The 16,056-nt window shown below is 55.0% G+C and carries 16 protein-coding genes; 9 read left to right on the top strand and 7 right to left on the bottom strand.

The genetic code is table 11. The annotated features are described in order from the left end of the window. Nucleotides 1–252 precede the first annotated feature (252 nt). The 4 genes from QCD60_RS21590 to QCD60_RS21605 form a co-directional block, all read right to left on the bottom strand. Nucleotides 253–714 (bottom strand): copper chaperone PCu(A)C, encoded by a 462-nt coding sequence (locus tag QCD60_RS21590; RefSeq protein ID WP_279788313.1) that lies wholly within the window; start codon nucleotides 712–714, stop codon nucleotides 253–255. Nucleotides 715–763: 49 nt separating this feature from the next. Beyond that, on the bottom strand, nucleotides 764–1,375 hold the full coding sequence (locus tag QCD60_RS21595; protein WP_104154177.1) for an SCO family protein: 612 nt from the start codon (nucleotides 1,373–1,375) through the stop codon (nucleotides 764–766). After that, the gene (locus tag QCD60_RS21600) at nucleotides 1,372–1,890 is read right to left on the bottom strand and encodes a hypothetical protein (protein WP_279788317.1); all 519 of its coding nucleotides are present in this window, start codon (nucleotides 1,888–1,890) and stop codon (nucleotides 1,372–1,374) included. Before QCD60_RS21600 ends, QCD60_RS21595 begins: the two co-directional genes overlap by 4 nt. Before the next feature lie 137 nt (nucleotides 1,891–2,027). Next, a complete protein-coding gene (locus tag QCD60_RS21605) occupies nucleotides 2,028–2,591 on the bottom strand; it encodes a hypothetical protein (RefSeq protein WP_279788319.1) in 564 nt (187 codons plus the stop codon). Nucleotides 2,592–3,191: 600 nt separating this feature from the next. On the opposite strand from QCD60_RS21605, the gene QCD60_RS21610 reads away from it, so the two are divergent. The 9 genes from QCD60_RS21610 (at nucleotide 3,192) to dbpA (ending at nucleotide 12,673) form a co-directional block, all read left to right on the top strand. Beyond that, nucleotides 3,192–4,073, top strand: coding sequence for an NAD(+) kinase (locus tag QCD60_RS21610; RefSeq protein WP_104154172.1), 882 nt, complete (start codon nucleotides 3,192–3,194; stop codon nucleotides 4,071–4,073). After that, a complete protein-coding gene (locus tag QCD60_RS21615) occupies nucleotides 4,045–5,073 on the top strand; it encodes a metallophosphoesterase (protein WP_279788322.1) in 1,029 nt (342 codons plus the stop codon). Before QCD60_RS21610 ends, QCD60_RS21615 begins: the two co-directional genes overlap by 29 nt. After that, entirely contained in the window at nucleotides 5,070–5,708 is a 639-nt protein-coding gene (locus QCD60_RS21620) for a rhomboid family intramembrane serine protease (RefSeq protein WP_279788324.1), read from the top strand. Before QCD60_RS21615 ends, QCD60_RS21620 begins: the two co-directional genes overlap by 4 nt. Before the next feature lie 101 nt (nucleotides 5,709–5,809). After that, the gene (locus QCD60_RS21625) at nucleotides 5,810–6,085 is read left to right on the top strand and encodes a DUF1315 family protein (protein WP_279788326.1); all 276 of its coding nucleotides are present in this window, start codon (nucleotides 5,810–5,812) and stop codon (nucleotides 6,083–6,085) included. Further along, entirely contained in the window at nucleotides 6,085–7,029 is a 945-nt protein-coding gene (locus tag QCD60_RS21630; protein WP_279788328.1) for a DUF2797 domain-containing protein, read from the top strand. The genes QCD60_RS21625 and QCD60_RS21630 overlap by 1 nt, the downstream gene beginning before the upstream one ends. A gap of 143 nt (nucleotides 7,030–7,172) precedes the next feature. Then, complete coding sequence (gene pepN / locus QCD60_RS21635; protein ID WP_347950247.1) at nucleotides 7,173–9,785, top strand: aminopeptidase N; 2,613 nt, start codon at nucleotides 7,173–7,175, stop codon at nucleotides 9,783–9,785. Between the two features lie 127 nt (nucleotides 9,786–9,912). Beyond that, nucleotides 9,913–10,302, top strand: a complete 390-nt coding sequence (locus QCD60_RS21640; protein ID WP_279788330.1) for a hypothetical protein — start codon at nucleotides 9,913–9,915, stop codon at nucleotides 10,300–10,302. Further along, on the top strand, nucleotides 10,283–11,146 hold the full coding sequence (locus tag QCD60_RS21645; RefSeq protein WP_279788332.1) for an ATP-binding protein: 864 nt from the start codon (nucleotides 10,283–10,285) through the stop codon (nucleotides 11,144–11,146). The genes QCD60_RS21640 and QCD60_RS21645 overlap by 20 nt, the downstream gene beginning before the upstream one ends. A 123-nt stretch (nucleotides 11,147–11,269) precedes the next feature. Then, a complete protein-coding gene (gene dbpA / locus QCD60_RS21650) occupies nucleotides 11,270–12,673 on the top strand; it encodes an ATP-dependent RNA helicase DbpA (protein ID WP_104154163.1) in 1,404 nt (467 codons plus the stop codon). Between the two features lie 91 nt (nucleotides 12,674–12,764). Here the strand turns inward: dbpA and QCD60_RS21655 are convergent, their stop codons facing one another. The 3 genes from QCD60_RS21655 to QCD60_RS21665 form a co-directional block, all read right to left on the bottom strand. Then, the gene (locus tag QCD60_RS21655) at nucleotides 12,765–13,859 is read right to left on the bottom strand and encodes a DUF2726 domain-containing protein (RefSeq protein ID WP_279788335.1); all 1,095 of its coding nucleotides are present in this window, start codon (nucleotides 13,857–13,859) and stop codon (nucleotides 12,765–12,767) included. A 238-nt stretch (nucleotides 13,860–14,097) separates the two neighbouring features. Then, nucleotides 14,098–15,159: a histidinol-phosphate transaminase gene (gene hisC, locus QCD60_RS21660; RefSeq protein ID WP_279788337.1), complete on the bottom strand. Its 1,062-nt coding sequence runs from the start codon at nucleotides 15,157–15,159 to the stop codon at nucleotides 14,098–14,100. Between the two features lie 169 nt (nucleotides 15,160–15,328). Then, the gene (locus QCD60_RS21665; RefSeq protein ID WP_279788339.1) at nucleotides 15,329–16,030 is read right to left on the bottom strand and encodes a pseudouridine synthase; all 702 of its coding nucleotides are present in this window, start codon (nucleotides 16,028–16,030) and stop codon (nucleotides 15,329–15,331) included. Nucleotides 16,031–16,056: the final 26 nt, after the last annotated feature.

Genomic DNA, 16,056 nt, shown 5'->3' on the forward strand with positions numbered 1-16,056 from the left:
GCTACGCACTGCAGTTAGATGCACCAGAATTGCGCAACCTTGATTAGGGTTTTTAATGCCACTCATAAGGCACGAGGGCAGAGACGTAGTTGGCAGCCGGAGCCAGCGGCTACGGAAAGCGTTGAAGGTGATCTGACAGAGGGAGGGGAAAGCAATGTTGTGGTGTGGCCAGAAACGGCGCATTGGCCGTCAGGGAGACGCCGCCACAAAAGCTGGGCGACGTTGCCAGAGTGTGCGTTAACAGGCTGGCGATCAGCCACCCATGTTCATGCCTTCCATTACCATCCTGACCGGTACTTCCACTTTCACCGGTTGTGTCTGACCTTCAATAGTCAGTTCCAGCTCGACCTGCTGACCTTCCTGCAAAGGGTGTTTCAGCTGCATCAGCATCACATGATAACCACCGGGTTTAAGCTGCGTTTCACCCTTCGCTGGAATGGTGATGCCTTCCACATGACGCATCTCCATCATGCCGTTGTTGTTGGTGTGGTTGTGCAGCTCGGCAACCCCTGCCGATGAGCTGGAGACGGCCGTGACAGTGACTGGCTGGTCTGCGCTGTTGTGCAGCGTCATGAAGGCCGCACTGTTACTGGCGCCGGGCGGTGTGGCACGAGCATAGCCATCCGTTACGGTGACGTCTGCCATAGCAAGGGAGCTGAGGCTCAGCAACAGAGCCATACCTGACAGGCGGGAGGTGATTGTGCGTGCTTTCATGGGGCGCTCTCGTTGAGGTATATACGGTCGTTAACGGGCGGGCAGTGCGTTACAACAATGCCTGAATGCTGTTCTTGATCTGGTCGGGTGTGCTGCCGTGGTGCATGGCCTTGCTGAGCACTCCATCCTTGTTGATCAGATACAGACTGGAGGTGTGGTCCATGGCGTAGCCCATGGCGGAATCTTTCAGCTCGACCCGGCGATAGAAGGCACCGTACTGACGCGCCATGGCTTGTAACTGATTATCCTGACCGGTAATGCCGATCATGGTGGGGTAGAAGAAGCGTGAGTAATCCGCCAGCTTCTGCAGGTTATCGCGTTCAGGATCGACGCTGACGAAAATGCCCTGAACATCGTTCTGTTCATCCTTGGGCAGAAGGCGGATGGCCTGACCCAGTGTTGCCAGAGAGGTGGGGCATACGTCAGGGCAGGAGGTGTAGCCAAAGTAAAGTACAACGACTTTGCCTTTGAAGTTGGAGAGCGACACCGGGCCATTGATACCCTGTAAGGTGAAATCACCCCCAAGGTTGCCGTATTCACCTTTGGGCCGACTCATGACATAGGCTTCATAGCCAATGGCGGCAGAAACTACGCACAGAAGAATGAGAAAAACGACCCAGAATCCGTTGATTTTGCTGGGTGCCTGGTTTTTTGCTGTCATTGAGGAGCCTTGAATTCAATTGCTGCCTTGAACGTTTGATTGCCGCTGGTGGCGGTAATCAGTGCCTGCCATACCATGGCGCCTGTTGTGCAGGCCGGGACGACAATATGCCCGCTGAACAGACTGCCACCTGAGGTGCTGGATCGATCATCTTCCGCTGCTTGTCTGACCGCCTCGGAGTGATTGAGGCCCATATACATGTCACGCCCTTGCAGATCCATTTCAACCCTGTCGACTGGCCAGCCGGAAGAAACACGGATGACAAAGGGAGTCGGTTCTGTCAGTGATATATGAGGGGAGGCCAGCCTGAAACTCATCGTCTTCGCGCTGTCTTTCAGCTGGAATGTGCATTCCTGCTCACCTGCTGCCAGTTGACAAACCGGTGCGTTCAGCATGTTGCTGCTACTCTGTGTTGACAGCCAGCGTGAGCCAAACAGCGTTACCAGCAACAAGAAAGTCGCACCGGTAATACCGATCAGTGCTCGAGGCAGTGGCGCTTTGCTTTCAGCAGTCATGCCTGACATCACGCTGGATGACCCCAAGGGTAAAGCGACCCGCAGTGTACGTGGTAAGGCAGGACAACGGGATGAGACAAAATGTCGCACCCCGCAGGCAGGTGTCATATTGGGTCGCTTTCATCGGGCAGTGCGGACTACAGGAAGCGTTGGCATTCTGACAGCTGGAATACCCGCTCAATGGGTTCCTCAGTCTGATTCCAGGGGCGGTCCATCAGCACCAGATGGCGCACATTATCGGTTTTTTCACGGACATTCATGATGTGGCGCAGATGGTCATCCACATAGAGGTGAATATTCCCCAGCTGGCGAATGTAGTCAGATTTGCATTCCACAGGCGTGCAGATGTGCAGTTCATCCACCTTTAATTGATAACGTTCGAAGTAGGCCCAGGTATGCAGATCTGCATCAGGATGCCAGCCGCGTGCTGTCAGGGCGACAACACGGTAGCCCGCATCCCGGCAGAGATTGATAAAGGGAGCCGCATCGGGCTCGGGGTCGACCTGATTGATGATGTCGTGGCTATTGAACACATCCATGATGTCTTCATGAGTCATCTCAAAGCGTGGACGCAGATCGTATTCGCTCCAGTGCTGCCAGTGGATATCTTTGCCTGACGCAGCACGCATGGCTTCATAAACCTTTTCGCGGGTGATGGTAAGGACGTCATCGATATCCAGCACAACAACTTTGGACGACATGGTATAAGCCTCACTGACTAGGGCGGATGCAGGCCGCATGATGCCAAAATTCCGATACATGCACAAAAAATAGACCTGCTGGTCAGATGTTCTATATGCCTGTCAAGGCGAAGGTTCAACCGTACTTGTGCAGGTTCTGCAGACGAGAGCGCGCGTTACATGCACCATGAGGTTTGCGTAGTTTTGGGTGAATGAGGCGAGAAAAAGAAAAGCCTCTGCCAGGGGAGGAAGAGGCTGTGATTGCAAGAGGTGTCTGCTTGAACTTCAGGCAATGCGTCCCTGATTGCTCTTTGGTGAAGTATCTTCAGCACGAAAGTGACGATACTCCAGAGCGGGTAGTGCCTCTGTGATGCAGATCAATAAAGCCTGTATCGGTCGCGCATGTCTTTTTGCCTTGTTTGCATGAGCCAGTATCCCTATGCGGAAACCGTGAGCATTGGCAGGAGGGCTGCTAAATTAAGTGTTGCTGGTTACGGGCTGGCTGCAGGGTGCTTTGGGGTTGCTGAACACCCGCTTAGGCAGTAGTGTGTGGCGGTTTTTCTGGGGTTGATGCTTCATCGCGGCAGGGTGGATGCCCTCAGGCACAGGTAAGAGGCAGGTATGGAACAGTTTCACAATGTAGGTCTGATCGGCCGCCTGGGAAGCCCTCAGGTGATCGATACCGTCAGACGCTTATCGCGCTTTCTGCAGCAGCAGGGATTAAACCCGATTCTGGAAGAGAGCATTGCCTCGGTCATGCCTGGTCACAATCAACAGGTGGCAGGTATGAAAATCATGGGCGAGATCACTGATCTGGTCGTCGTTGTCGGCGGTGATGGTTCGCTGCTTGGCGCCGCGCGTGCGCTGGCCAAACACGGTGTGCCCGTGGTGGGTGTCAACCGGGGGCGTCTGGGCTTTCTGACAGACATTTCGCCGGATGAAGTCGAAGAAAAAATGATGGATGTGCTGGCGGGCCGCTATACCTCGGAAAGCCGCTTCCTGATTGGTGCGCAGGTGCGACGCAAGGATGAGGTCATCGGTGAGGGCATTGGTCTCAACGATGTCATTCTGCATCCCGGCAAGTCAACGCGAATGATTGCCTTCGACCTCTATATCGATGGTCAGTTTGTCTACCACCAGCGCTCCGATGGCCTGATTATCTCTACGCCCACCGGCTCGACGGCCTATTCCCTGTCCGGTGGCGGTCCCATCATGCATCCCAAACTGGATGCCATTGTCATCGTGCCCATGTTCCCCCATACCCTGAGCAGCCGTCCTATTGTCGTGGACGGTAATGCTGAGCTGAAAATTGTCATCAGTGAAAAGAACGCGACCTATCCCCATATAAGCTGCGATGGTCAGATTCATATCAACTGTGCACCGGGTGACGTGATCCGTATCCACAAGCGGCCGCACAAACTGCGTCTGATTCATCCGGTCAACTACAACTTCTATGACACCTGTCGGAACAAACTTGGATGGACTGCCGATCAGGGAGGGTGATGTGGGGCTACAGCAGGAATCCTCAGGCTTCGATCTGATCGGTGATGTACATGGTTGTGCCAATACCCTGGTGCGGCTGTTAAAAAAACTGGGCTACCGTCAGTGTGATGGTGTGTTCAGGCATCCCCAGCGCAAGGCAATTTTCCTCGGTGATATTGTTGACCGCGGCCCGCGTATCCGTGAGGCGCTGCATATCGTCAAGAATATGGTCGATGCAGGCGAGGCGCGGATGGTCATGGGTAACCATGAATACAATGCCATCTGCTATTGTACTCATACTGATAAGGGGCCGGGAAAGCAGCCACTGCGCGAGCACAATGCTCGTCACGAGCGCATGATTCGTGAAACGCTGGCGCAGTTTGCGCTCTATCAGCATGAGTGGGAGACGTTCCTGCAGTGGTTTATGACCTTGCCGCTGTTCATTGAGGAAACCCATTTTCGGGTGGTGCATGCCTGTTGGGACGATGCGCTGATACGACGTTTTGCAGAGCGCTGCCCGAACGGCGTGATGGATCATGATTTTCTTCTGCGCTCAGTGACGCCCGGCAGTTTCGAGTTTGACGTGGCAGAGCGCCTGATGCGTGGTACCGATCTGCGCTTACCTGATGGTCGCTTTATTTCCAGCCGCGATGGTGTGCATCGCCGCTTCTTTCGTACCAGCTACTGGCTGGACAACCCGCAGACATACGGCGAGGTACTGTTTCAGCCGGATCCCCTGCCAGAAGACATCGCCGTCATGCCAATAAGCAGTTATGACCGTGCCAGACTGCTCTATTACGGAGCAGAACACCCGCCACTGTTTATCGGCCACTACTGGCGGGAAGGGCACCCTGCACCGCTGACCAACAATATCGCCTGCCTGGACTACAGTGCCGTCAAATACGGCAAGCTGGTGGCATATCGCATGGACACCGAGCATCGCATTCATCCCGGTAAATTTGTCTGGGTTGATGTCAAACCCAACGATACTGAGCTGCAAGAGGTTCCCATTAGTTTATGAATGGCTTTCTGCGTCTGTGGAGACAGTTGCCCGTTACCATCAGTGTGCTGTTGCTGACCCTGGCGATCACTTTGCTGACAGGACTCGGTGACTATGATGAGACTTTTTACTGGTTCACCATTGTGCCGGTTTATATCCAAGGTAATCAGGCCAGTGCAGGGACGTTACAGCTGATGCTGGAGTCAGGGCAGTGGTGGCGTCTGCTAACGCCAATTTTTCTGCATTTCAGCTTGCTGCATATCGTTTTCAATAGTCTGTGGATTTGGGAGTCGGGCAAGCGCCTGGAGCCCGCTTTTGGTCGTATCTGGCTGTTGCTGGCGATAGCTGGCGTTGGCGTTATTGCTAATCTGGCACAGTACTGGGCTGGTGTGGTGAGGTTTGGTGGTTTGTCTGGCGTGGTTTACGGCTTGCTGGGTTTTATCTGGCTGTGGGACCGTCTGCGCCCTGCGCAGTCATTGAATATGCCTCCTGCTCTTTTTGGCTTTATGATTTTCTGGCTGGTATTAGGCTATCTGGATGTTCCCGCTTCACTGGGGATGGGGCAAGTGGGGAACGAGGCTCATTTGGCAGGTCTATGCAGTGGCTTGCTACTAGCCTTCGGCACTCACTTGCTCCGTCCACAGAGAGTGCGATAACGACAGCCTGTGCCGGTATGGCTTAGGAAGTATTGTTCCAAACCTACTTGAAAGTAGTAAAAGCTCGTGGCGATCTGGCCAGAGTAACAAAGGTAATATCGATGGATTATGAATCGCTGGTGCGGTCAATGACCCCCGAAATCTACGAAAACCTCAAGCGTGCTGTGGAGCTGGGTAAGTGGCCTAATGGTCAGCGCCTTACTGAAGAGCAGCGCAGCCTGTGTCTGGAGGCCATCATTACCTGGAGTGAAATGAACCTGCCAGAAAGCGAGCGTATCGGTTTTATCGATCGTACTCGTGCCGATGGCACCCAGCACGGGGCTGATCCGCTGGCCGCCTTGGGCAAGAAAGACCCTAACCTGATTATCAAGCACTGATGACTGGGGATCTTTTTATTGCAGCACCTGCAGGTGCTGAGGGTAACGACATTGGGTACAGCGCCGCTGCGAAATCGCAAGATGGGTCGATTCTGGCACAGGGCAACTTGCGCAAGATGGCTGCCGAGCTGGCGGCAGATGGTAGTGGTGCAGTGACTTATAGCCTGAGCCTGCGTAATCAGGGGGATGCCAGTGCAGCGCCGCTGTTGATGCCTCCGTTGCTTGGGCGTGAAGTAAAGCTGCGTTTTACGGGGGCGATTCACTGCGTCGAGTGCGGTCGGCTGACCCGCAAAAGCTTTAATCAGGGGTACTGCTATCCCTGCTTCAGCCGTCTGGCCAGTTGTGATACCTGCATGATGAATCCGGTGACCTGTCACTACGATCAGGGAACCTGTCGGGAGCCGGAGTGGGCAGAGTCGGTCTGTATGAATGACCACTTCGTTTACCTTTCCAATACCTCAGCCACCAAAGTGGGCATTACCCGCTACAGTCAGCTGCCTACCCGATGGCTGGATCAGGGTGCTTCCTGGGCCTTGCCGATCATGCGAACACGCACTCGCCATCAGGCCGGTTGTGTAGAAGCGCTGCTGCGTACCTGTATAAGTGATCGCACTGCCTGGCAACGCATGCTCAAAGGTGAGCCAGAAGAGGTCGACCTGCAGGCGTTGCGAGATGAACTTTTTGAACGCTTTGCCACCGAGTTGAATGGCCTGAGTCGCCGTTTCGGGCTGCAGTCCTTACAACCTGTAACAGATGTGCAGACAGCCCATATTCGCTATCCGGTGTTAAGGTATCCCGACAAGATCAAAGCGCTGAATCTGGATAAGACAGCAGAAGTCAGTGGCACCCTGCTGGGCATTAAGGGCCAGTACTGGCTGCTGGATACCGGCGTCATCAATATCCGCAAATTCACTGCCTACGAGGTACAAATCGAGGTCAGATAACGCGGGCATTTTCTCAGGCGGTAAGCGGTCTGACATGCTGTGGTGCTATGTAGTCAGATGCCATGTCGTTCCAGGTAACGCAGTGCACAAGCGATTTTTGCAAGATACCGAATTCAATAAGAATCAGGATTACGGAGAGGTAAATGATGAGTCAGGATAACGCCAAAACAGTTTATCTGAAGGATTACCAGCCGCCTGCATTCAGTGTGGAAAGTGTCGAGCTGACGTTCTCCCTGTTCGAGGAACAGTGTCAGGTTCTTAGCCATTTGCGTATAAAGCGTCAGCACCCCGGGCAACTGGTGCTCAATGGCGGGCAGCATGCGGAGGTGTTGCGCGTTGAGGTCAACGGAGAGCTGTTGCATGAGTCTGGCTATCGGGTAAATGGCGAAGACTGGGTGATCGAAGCGGTACCCGATGAAGCGACCCTGACTGTTCTGACCCAGTTGCAGCCGCAGAACAACACCACGCTCGAAGGCTTGTACAAATCCAGCAGCATGTATTGCACTCAGTGTGAGGCGGAAGGCTTCCGTCAGATCACGCTCTATCCCGACCGTCCCGATGTCATGAGTGTGTTCACCACCCGTATCGAGGCCGACAAGGCGCTGTATCCGGTTCTGTTGTCTAACGGTAATCTGGTGGAGCAGGGTGAGCTGGAAAATGGCCGTCACTTTGCTGTATGGCATGACCCTTTCCGCAAACCGAGCTATCTGTTTGCCCTTGTTGCTGGTGATCTGCAACACATCGAAGACAGCTTCACCACCATGAGCGGACGCGCGGTGACACTGCGTCTGTACACCGAAGCCAGGAACATCAGTAAGACAGAATTTGCCATGGGCGCGTTGCAGCGCTCAATGAAGTGGGACGAGGAAACCTACGGTCGCGAGTATGATCTGGACCTGTTCAATATCGTCGCGGTTGATGACTTCAACATGGGCGCGATGGAGAACAAAAGCCTCAATATCTTCAACTCTTCCTGTGTGCTGGCCCGTGCCGATACAACGACTGATGCCGGTTTTCAGCGTATTGAAGCCATCGTCGCCCACGAATATTTCCACAACTGGTCCGGTAACCGTGTGACCTGCCGAGACTGGTTCCAGCTCAGTCTTAAAGAGGGCTTCACGGTATTCCGTGACAGTCAGTTTTCCTCCGATATGGGCTCGGCAGCCGTCAAGCGTATTGAAGATGTGACTCTGTTACGTACGGCACAGTTTGCCGAGGATGCAGGCCCGACCTCCCATCCTGTACGCCCTGATAACTACATGGAAATTTCCAACTTCTACACCCTGACCATCTATGAGAAGGGCGCAGAAGTGGTGCGCATGATCCACACGCTGCTGGGGGCAGAACTGTTCCGTCTGGGCAGTGATCTGTACTTTGAGCGTTTTGATGGCCAGGCCGTTACCTGTGATGATTTCGTGCGTTGCATGGAAGAGGTCAGTGGCCGTGACCTGAGCCAGTTTATGCGCTGGTACACGCAGGCGGGCACGCCGCGTCTGCAGGTGACTGACGAGTATGATGCCGCGACAGGGACCTACTATCTGGATGTCCGCCAGAGCTGCCCGGCTACTCCCGGTCAGGAGCAGAAACTGCCATTCCATATTCCACTGGCTGTTGGCCTGCTGTACCCCGATGGCACCGAGCATCACTTGCAGGGGGACTCTACCCTGGTGCTGGATGTCACTGAAGCTGAACAGCGCTTCATGTTCAAAGGTATCACCCAGCGACCGATTCCCAGCCTGCTGCGCGGATTCTCTGCACCGGTGAAGCTGGACTATCCCTATAGTCGCGAGGAGCTGAGCTTCCTGATGAGCCACGATACCGATGGCTTCAATCGCTGGGAAGCGGGCCAGCGTCTGGCTATGGCGGTCCTGCAGGAGCAGATTGGCGCGATTCAGGCAGGCGAAGAGTTAGAGGTTGATCCGGCGCTGATCGCAGCGTTTGAGCGGGTGCTGGACGATACCGATCTGGACTATGCCGTGGCCGCCAAGGTGCTGACACTGCCCAGCGAGGCTTATCTGGCTGAGAATGCCCAGGTTATCGACGTGGAAGCCATTCATCAGGCCCGTCGCCGGGTACGGAAAGTGCTTGCCGATGCACTCTGTGCGCGTTTCCGTGAGCGTTACCATGCTACTGAACCGGATGGTGTCTATGCCTTCCACGGTTCGTCTATCGGTCAGCGCGCGCTGAACAATCTGTGTCTCGGTTACCTGCTGGCGACCGAGCGTGAGGAGGCCTTGGAGCTGGTTCGGCAGCAATACGCTGAAGCCGATAACATGACTGACAGCATGGGAGCCCTGGCCGCTGTGGTGCACAGCCCCTTCACCACAGTGGCCGATGAACTGCTCGGGCAATTCTACGGGCGCTGGAGTGAAGATGCGCTGGTCGTTAACCAGTGGTTGTCACTCCAGGCGTCGGTAGCGGGGGAAGGAACGCTGGCCAAGGTACAGAGTCTGTTACAGCATGCGGCCTTCGACTGGCGTAACCCTAACAAGGTGCGTTCGGTGCTCGGGGCTTATGGCCAGAGTTCGGTTGGTTTCCACCGTGCTGATGGCGCAGGTTATGAATTCCTGGCGGATCAGGTGATTCATCTTGACCCGATGAATCCACAACTGGCATCACGTATGGTGACGCCGTTGACCCGCTGGCGCCGGTATCCGACTGCTCGTCAGGCGCAGATGCGTGCAGCGCTGGAACGTATTGCGGCGCAGCCGTTATCCAAGGATGTATACGAAATCGTAAGCAAGAGTCTGGCCTGAGATGAGTAAAGGAGCAGGCTTCCAGCGTGCTCCTTTTGTTTCATCTTGGACTATGTTTGTAAGGTGGGCCTGAATTGTGCAGCTCACTCTGTGCAAAAAAGTCTGTCCATGTAGATAAGGACCTTTTATGGAATTTATGCTTAATCCTGAAGACAAGTATGCGTTACAGCAGCAATATCGCCGCGCTGTGTCGTTCAACGACCGGCTGGCGGAAGCCGAAGCGGCGCATAAGCATGCCAGCGAAGGGCGCTGGTGGATTATGGGTATCATTGCTGTGCTGTTCGCTTTTCATTCTGATGTGTTTCTGGGAATGAGCCTGGCTTTCTTCTTCGTGCATTTCTTTGTGCTGTTCCGCGAGAAGATGGCACTGGGGCGCCTTCGTGAGCGGAAGACCGAGATTGACTGGTGGTTTCACCGCAAAGGGCTGAATGTAGTGGGGCAGCAATTGTTCAGTGAGCGCGATGCCCGTCGCAGCACCCCGCTGGACCCCTTCAACGATGTCCACTACAGCGCCTGATAGCAAACAGATCAGTCTTCGCCCACTGTCGCGGCGAGAGTTTCGCGGCATCAGCCGAAGAGCCAGGCACCTGTTGTCCATGCCGGAAGGTAGCGGTGTGGACTTCAAGCGTGACTTGAGTGGAATTAAAAGCCATTTGCTGGTGGCGTTCGCCAATTCAGCGGAGGGTGGTGCACTGCTGGTGGGCGTGGAAGAGTACACCACTACCAGCGGTGTGCAACGCGGCCGGGTGGTTGGCTGCCCGGTCGATGATGATGCACGGCTGCTGATCCTGAACAAGGCATCCGACTGCATACCTAACATCGACATTCAGATTTATGTTGAAAACCTGTCAACCAGGCCCTTCCTGCGTATTGAAATTCCCTCTGGCAAGCACAAGCCTTACTGCACCCAGAAAGGTGAGTACACCACGCGAACAGATGCGCGAACCCGTGCGCTTTATCCCGACGAGTTACTGAATCTGTTCATGGATCGTGAGGGTGAGTTGTTTCTGTCACGCTTTCGCGAGGCTGCGACTCGTCTTGAGCAGACATTGCAGGGCATCAGCTATTCACTGGGGCAGGACTTGCCTGATATCAGCACTCATCTGATCAGTCTGGATCAGCAGTTGCTCAATCTGAACAGTCAGCTGGGGCAGGCAGAGACCGCTCTCAAACATATGTTTGACTCCAACCAGAATCATTCAGACTCCCTGGCCGAGTTGCTCAGCGTTCATTGCACTAACCTGAATGAGCTGAGGCAGCTGGGAAAAGCCTATCTGAAGGCAGAGGTGATCCATCAGAAACGTCTGCTGGAGCTGGAAAAGCTGATTCAGCAAATGTTGAAGGCTGAGGTTGCCGAATAGCACACTCCACGTCTGCGGCTCTTGTCAGATAAATTGCTGACTGCTTCAAACAGCGGATAGCTGCAATCTCTGCTAAACTGTGCGGCCCGGCCAGCACGGCCAATCAATTTAAGGTTTTTCTCCATGACTTCCTCTACGCCACCGACCGAAAGCCAGGCATTCGCTTCACTGTCGTTGCCGGATTCAATGCTCGATAACCTGGCCAATCTTGGCTTTGAGCAGATGACGCCGGTGCAGGCAGCCAGCCTGCCAGCCTCGCTGGACGGCAAGGATGTGATTGCCAAGGCGAAAACCGGTAGTGGTAAGACCCTGGCATTTGCCCTGCCTATGCTGACTCGCCTTGATCCTGCAATGTACGCGGTGCAGGGGCTGGTGTTGTGTCCAACGCGCGAGCTGGCTGATCAGGTCGCAAAAGAAGTGCGTAAGCTGGCGCGTTTTCTGCCTAATATCAAAGTACTGACACTGTGTGGGGGTATGCCTATCGGCCCACAGATCGGCTCACTGGAGCACGGTGCGCATATAGTGGTCGGTACTCCGGGACGTATCGAAGACCATTTGCGTAAACAGACACTGGATCTTAGCCGGGTCAGTACTCTGGTGCTGGATGAAGCCGACCGTATGCTGGACATGGGCTTCTTTGACAGTATCAGCAATATCATCAGCAAGACGCCCGGCAGCCGCCAAAGCCTGCTGTTCTCTGCCACCTACCCAGACTCCATTGCCACTCTGAGCTATGACTTCATGCGTGAGCCGGTGACGGTGGAAATTGATACCCAGCATACGCAGACGGTCATACGGCAGCGTGTCATCCAGGTCGAAAAGGATCAGCGTGATGAAGTACTGGTGGGGCTGTTGAGTCATTATCAGCCAGCGTCCTGCGTGGTGTTCTGTAATACCCGTCAGAGTAGTGAGGCGGTCACTGATATTCTGCGTGCCTATGGTTTTTCAGCGCTGGCCTTGCATGGCGACAAGGAGCAAAAGGAGCGAGACCTGATACTTGCCCGCTTTGCCAATCGCAGCTGTTCCATTCTGGTGGCGACCGATGTGGCTGCCCGTGGTCTGGATGTGGATGACGTCGAGGCCGTAATCAATTACGAAATGACCCGTGATGCCGAGGTTCATGTTCACCGTAGTGGTCGTACCGGGCGAGCTGGTCGTGAAGGTCTGGTCATTAACCTGCTGACCGCCAGTGAAGCCCACAAACTGGATGGGATTCAGAAAGAACTGAACGTGGAGCTGACGGTTGAGCCCTGTGCCAAATGGCTGTCCATTCCACTGGCGCCCTACAAGGCACCGATGGTCAGCCTGCAGCTGGACGGCGGTCGTAAAAACAAAGTTCGACCCGGAGACATTCTGGGAGCGTTGACGGGGGCGATAGGCCTGCAGGGAAGTCAGGTGGGTAAAATTGCCATCTTTGATTTCCACGCTTTGGTGGCGGTGGAGTTTGATGCGTCTCGCCGGGCTCTGGATGGCCTCAGTGAAGGCAAGATCAAGGGTCGTTCATTCAGGGTACGGCGCCTGCGTTAATAGCACCTGACGTAATAAAACGACTGTCCCGGCCTTGAGCCGGGACAGTCGTTTATGAAGCGTTAAACCGGTGGGAAGTCGCTGTGTGCCGTCAGAGGCTTATGGGCGGGTCGTCATCATCAATCAGATCATTAATGGCGTTGGTGCTTCGGCGTGGTGCGTTGATGCGCGGGCTGACGGGTTGCTGGACCGGTCGTGTGGGGGCTGGTGCAACAGGTACTTCCATTCTGGTTGTGGTTATTCTGGTCGCGGTGTCAGCCATTGAGGCAGGCGCCAGCGGGTTAAGCTGCAGCTCGTCCAGTGGCAGTCTGTGCCGAGGTATCTGCGCGGCCTGAGGCACGGGTGGCTCAGCCATTTGCTCGAGAATGGGCACTTCTGGATTGGTGTTGCGCTCATCCCACTCGATATCGTCGGGTGGAGGAGTCTTGAAGCGGGATGCCGGTACAGGAGCAAAATGTCGTGCTTCACTGAACGTCGGTTCACGCGGGGCGACAGGCGTGGCGGCCGCGCGTACAGGTTGCTGAGGCATTGCCGCACGACGCTCAGGCACAGGAGCTGACTCTGCTTCTCGGCTGGCAGATAGGCCTGCCAGTGGATCATTGTCGGGCTTGTTACGTTCCAGTTGCGCCAGGCTGGCAAGCACGTCGTCCTGTGGCACATCATCCGGCTTAAGCTGGAAACGCTGCCGTTGCAGTACCTCGTTCAGCTTGTCTTTCAGCCCTCGTGGGCTGTCATTGACCCCTTTGATCAGCGTCAGCAAGGGGAGGTCAACCATATGGCAGAGTTCTTCAAGCCAGCTGAGTTGCGCCGGGTTACTGTCCTGATCCTGATATTCGACCGCAGCACGTACTTTGCCACTGTCTTTTTCGATCAGTAGAAAGTCGAACAGGGTCGATTCCATGTCCGATGCGGTATGGCGTTGGACAGCACTGCGCTGGTCTGCTTCCACGACACGCCCGACCGGAATGTCGGCCAGCACGAGTAAGGTATCGGGGACAGCCTGCTGCAATGCCTGCAGCATGAACAGATGCTCGGCATCAAGCGGGTGAGTATTCAGCGCCAGTGCCTGCGGTGCGTGCCGATGGCGGCGAGTGAGCAGACGCCACAGCAGAGCGATGACAAGCAGGGCTGCGATGGCCACAGCAATCATCGGAACGGGAATAGAGGTAAGATCGGTCAGCTTCATGATCTGCGGATTTGGCTATGAATTGAGGGAGTTGTTTCCCGGATCGCTTCTTTGTATGTAACCCGCCTGATGCTGATTCCCAACCCTGGAGTATGTCACTGGCTGTCCGGTACAGCGTGGGAAATACCTTCGGACTGTTCGTGAACACATCGCGGTATTCCCCACTTGCCAGATTTCAGTGCTCGGGAACGTATGTACGCTCCCGATGGCATCTCAGCATCAGGGCAGGTCTAGCCAGTTATAAATGCAGGATACGGGTCAGCTCGGTTACCAGCGCACTGCATTCCTCTTCGGTACCAATAGAGATACGCAGGAACTGGTCGATACGCGGCAATTTGAAATGACGCACGATAATGCCTTTCTCACGCAGCGAGGCTGCCAGCTGCACCGCATCCCGCTGGGGATGGCGGGCGAAGATGAAGTTGGCTGCCGATGGCAGTACTTCAAAACCTAGCTGGGTCAGCGAAGACGTCAGTGATTCACGGCTGGCAATGACCTTGCTGCAGGTGTCACGGAAGTATGCGTCATCTGCAAAGGCCGCTGTAGCGCCTGCCACAGCCAGTCGATCCAGAGGATAGGAGTTGAAGCTGTTTTTGACTCGCTCAAGTGCATCAATCAGATCGGCCTGGCCTACAGCGAAGCCAACACGCAGGCCTGCCAGTGACCGAGACTTGGACAGTGTCTGGATGACCAGCAGGTTGGGGTACTGACTGACCAGACTGATCGCAGATTCGCCGCCAAAGTCGATGTAGGCTTCGTCTACCACGACTACCGACTCAGGGTGCATCTGCAGCAGTTGTTCCACCGCCGCCAGTGGCAGTAAGCAGCCAGTAGGTGCATTGGGGTTAGGGAAAATAATGCCACCGTTGGGGCGCCGATAGTCCTCTATACGAATGCTGAAGTCTTCTGCCAGAGGGATCAGCTCAGCCTCGATATCGTATAGCCCACAGTACACCGGGTAGAAACTGTAGGTGATATCAGGGTAGAGCAGTGGCTTGTCATGCTTTAGCAAAGCCTGAAACACCAGAGCGAGTACCTCATCAGAGCCATTGCCGACAAAAACCTGGTCCAGACTCAGCTGGTGATAGTCGGCAATCGCCTGTTTCAGACGGCTGCTGTTGGGGTCGGGATAGAGGCGCAGATTGGCATGAGTTTCGTGATGGATGGCTTCGAGCACAGCCGGTGACGGCGGGTAGGGGTTCTCGTTGGTGTTCAGTTTGACAAGATTGGTAATCTTGGGCTGTTCACCGGGCACGTAGGGGGTCAGTCGGTTTACAACCTCGCTCCAGAACTGGCTCATGTTTTTCTAGTCCATCCACAAAGATAAGTAGGTCACTCGTTTTCCAGTCAGCATGAAGTATACAGACACAGAGGTGAGAGGCTGCTTAAGCAGCGGCAACCAGTGTACCTGATGCGTTGGCAAGATGTGAGGGGGCAAAACAAAGGGGGGAATTAAAACGGCAGACCTGTCAGAACGCGGCAACCTCTGCTGCTGACAAATGTCGCCATTGTCCTGCCTGCAAACCTTCCAGTGTAAGGGAACCAACCTGCTCCCGATGCAGCGCTGAGACGTGGTTGCCGATAGCAGCGAACATGCGTTTGACCTGGTGGTAGCGACCTTCGCAGATAGTTAGTCTGACCTGATGATCTGACAACCACACGGCCTCAGCAGGCAGGGTAGCGTTCTCTTCACCATGGAGCATGATGCCCTGTCGCAGAGGTAGCAGCTCTTCTTCTCGGATCGGGCGGGCAAGGGTGACCAGATAGGTCTTGGATTTCTGGTGACGTGGAGAAGTGACACGATGGGACCAGTCACCATCATCAGTCAGCAGCAGCGCACCGGTGGTATCCACGTCCAGCCGACCGGCGATATGCAGGCGCGAGCGAAGTGACGCGTCAACGAGGTGCAGTGCCGACAGGTGTTCGCTGTCTGTCGTGGAACTGACATAGCCTGCTGGCTTGTGAAGTAACAGGTAGAGGGGAGAAGAACTGCGCAGTGCCTCTCCTTGCCAGAGAACGTTGTCCTGTTCCTTCACATGGTGCGCACCATCACGGCAGGACTCACCATTGATGGTGGCTGCGCCTGCCCTGAGTAGCTGTTTGCACTGAGAGCGGGTTATTCCGGTCAGGTGGGCGATCAGCTTATCAAGGCGAACAGGATACTTAATCATAGTGTCGGATTCAGCAGCCGAGCAGG

The organism is Pokkaliibacter sp. MBI-7 (assembly GCF_029846635.1).
Lineage (GTDB): Bacteria > Pseudomonadota > Gammaproteobacteria > Pseudomonadales > Balneatricaceae > Pokkaliibacter.

Excerpts from the sequence above, each read along its gene's own strand:
- QCD60_RS21610 (WP_104154172.1), top strand. The coding sequence starts at position 3,192 with ATGGAACAGTTTCACAATGTAGGTCTGATCGGCCGCCTGGGAAGCCCT.
- QCD60_RS21655 (WP_279788335.1), bottom strand. The coding sequence starts at position 13,859 with ATGAAGCTGACCGATCTTACCTCTATTCCCGTTCCGATGATTGCTGTG.
- QCD60_RS21625 (WP_279788326.1), top strand. The coding sequence starts at position 5,810 with ATGGATTATGAATCGCTGGTGCGGTCAATGACCCCCGAAATCTACGAA.
- QCD60_RS21645 (WP_279788332.1), top strand. The coding sequence starts at position 10,283 with ATGTCCACTACAGCGCCTGATAGCAAACAGATCAGTCTTCGCCCACTG.
- QCD60_RS21630 (WP_279788328.1), top strand. The coding sequence starts at position 6,085 with ATGACTGGGGATCTTTTTATTGCAGCACCTGCAGGTGCTGAGGGTAAC.
- hisC (WP_279788337.1), bottom strand. The coding sequence starts at position 15,159 with ATGAGCCAGTTCTGGAGCGAGGTTGTAAACCGACTGACCCCCTACGTG.
- QCD60_RS21590 (WP_279788313.1), bottom strand. The coding sequence starts at position 714 with ATGAAAGCACGCACAATCACCTCCCGCCTGTCAGGTATGGCTCTGTTG.
- QCD60_RS21595 (WP_104154177.1), bottom strand. The coding sequence starts at position 1,375 with ATGACAGCAAAAAACCAGGCACCCAGCAAAATCAACGGATTCTGGGTC.
- dbpA (WP_104154163.1), top strand. The coding sequence starts at position 11,270 with ATGACTTCCTCTACGCCACCGACCGAAAGCCAGGCATTCGCTTCACTG.
- QCD60_RS21665 (WP_279788339.1), bottom strand. The coding sequence starts at position 16,030 with ATGATTAAGTATCCTGTTCGCCTTGATAAGCTGATCGCCCACCTGACC.
- QCD60_RS21605 (WP_279788319.1), bottom strand. The coding sequence starts at position 2,591 with ATGTCGTCCAAAGTTGTTGTGCTGGATATCGATGACGTCCTTACCATC.
- QCD60_RS21620 (WP_279788324.1), top strand. The coding sequence starts at position 5,070 with ATGAATGGCTTTCTGCGTCTGTGGAGACAGTTGCCCGTTACCATCAGT.
- QCD60_RS21600 (WP_279788317.1), bottom strand. The coding sequence starts at position 1,890 with ATGACTGCTGAAAGCAAAGCGCCACTGCCTCGAGCACTGATCGGTATT.
- QCD60_RS21640 (WP_279788330.1), top strand. The coding sequence starts at position 9,913 with ATGGAATTTATGCTTAATCCTGAAGACAAGTATGCGTTACAGCAGCAA.
- pepN (WP_347950247.1), top strand. The coding sequence starts at position 7,173 with ATGATGAGTCAGGATAACGCCAAAACAGTTTATCTGAAGGATTACCAG.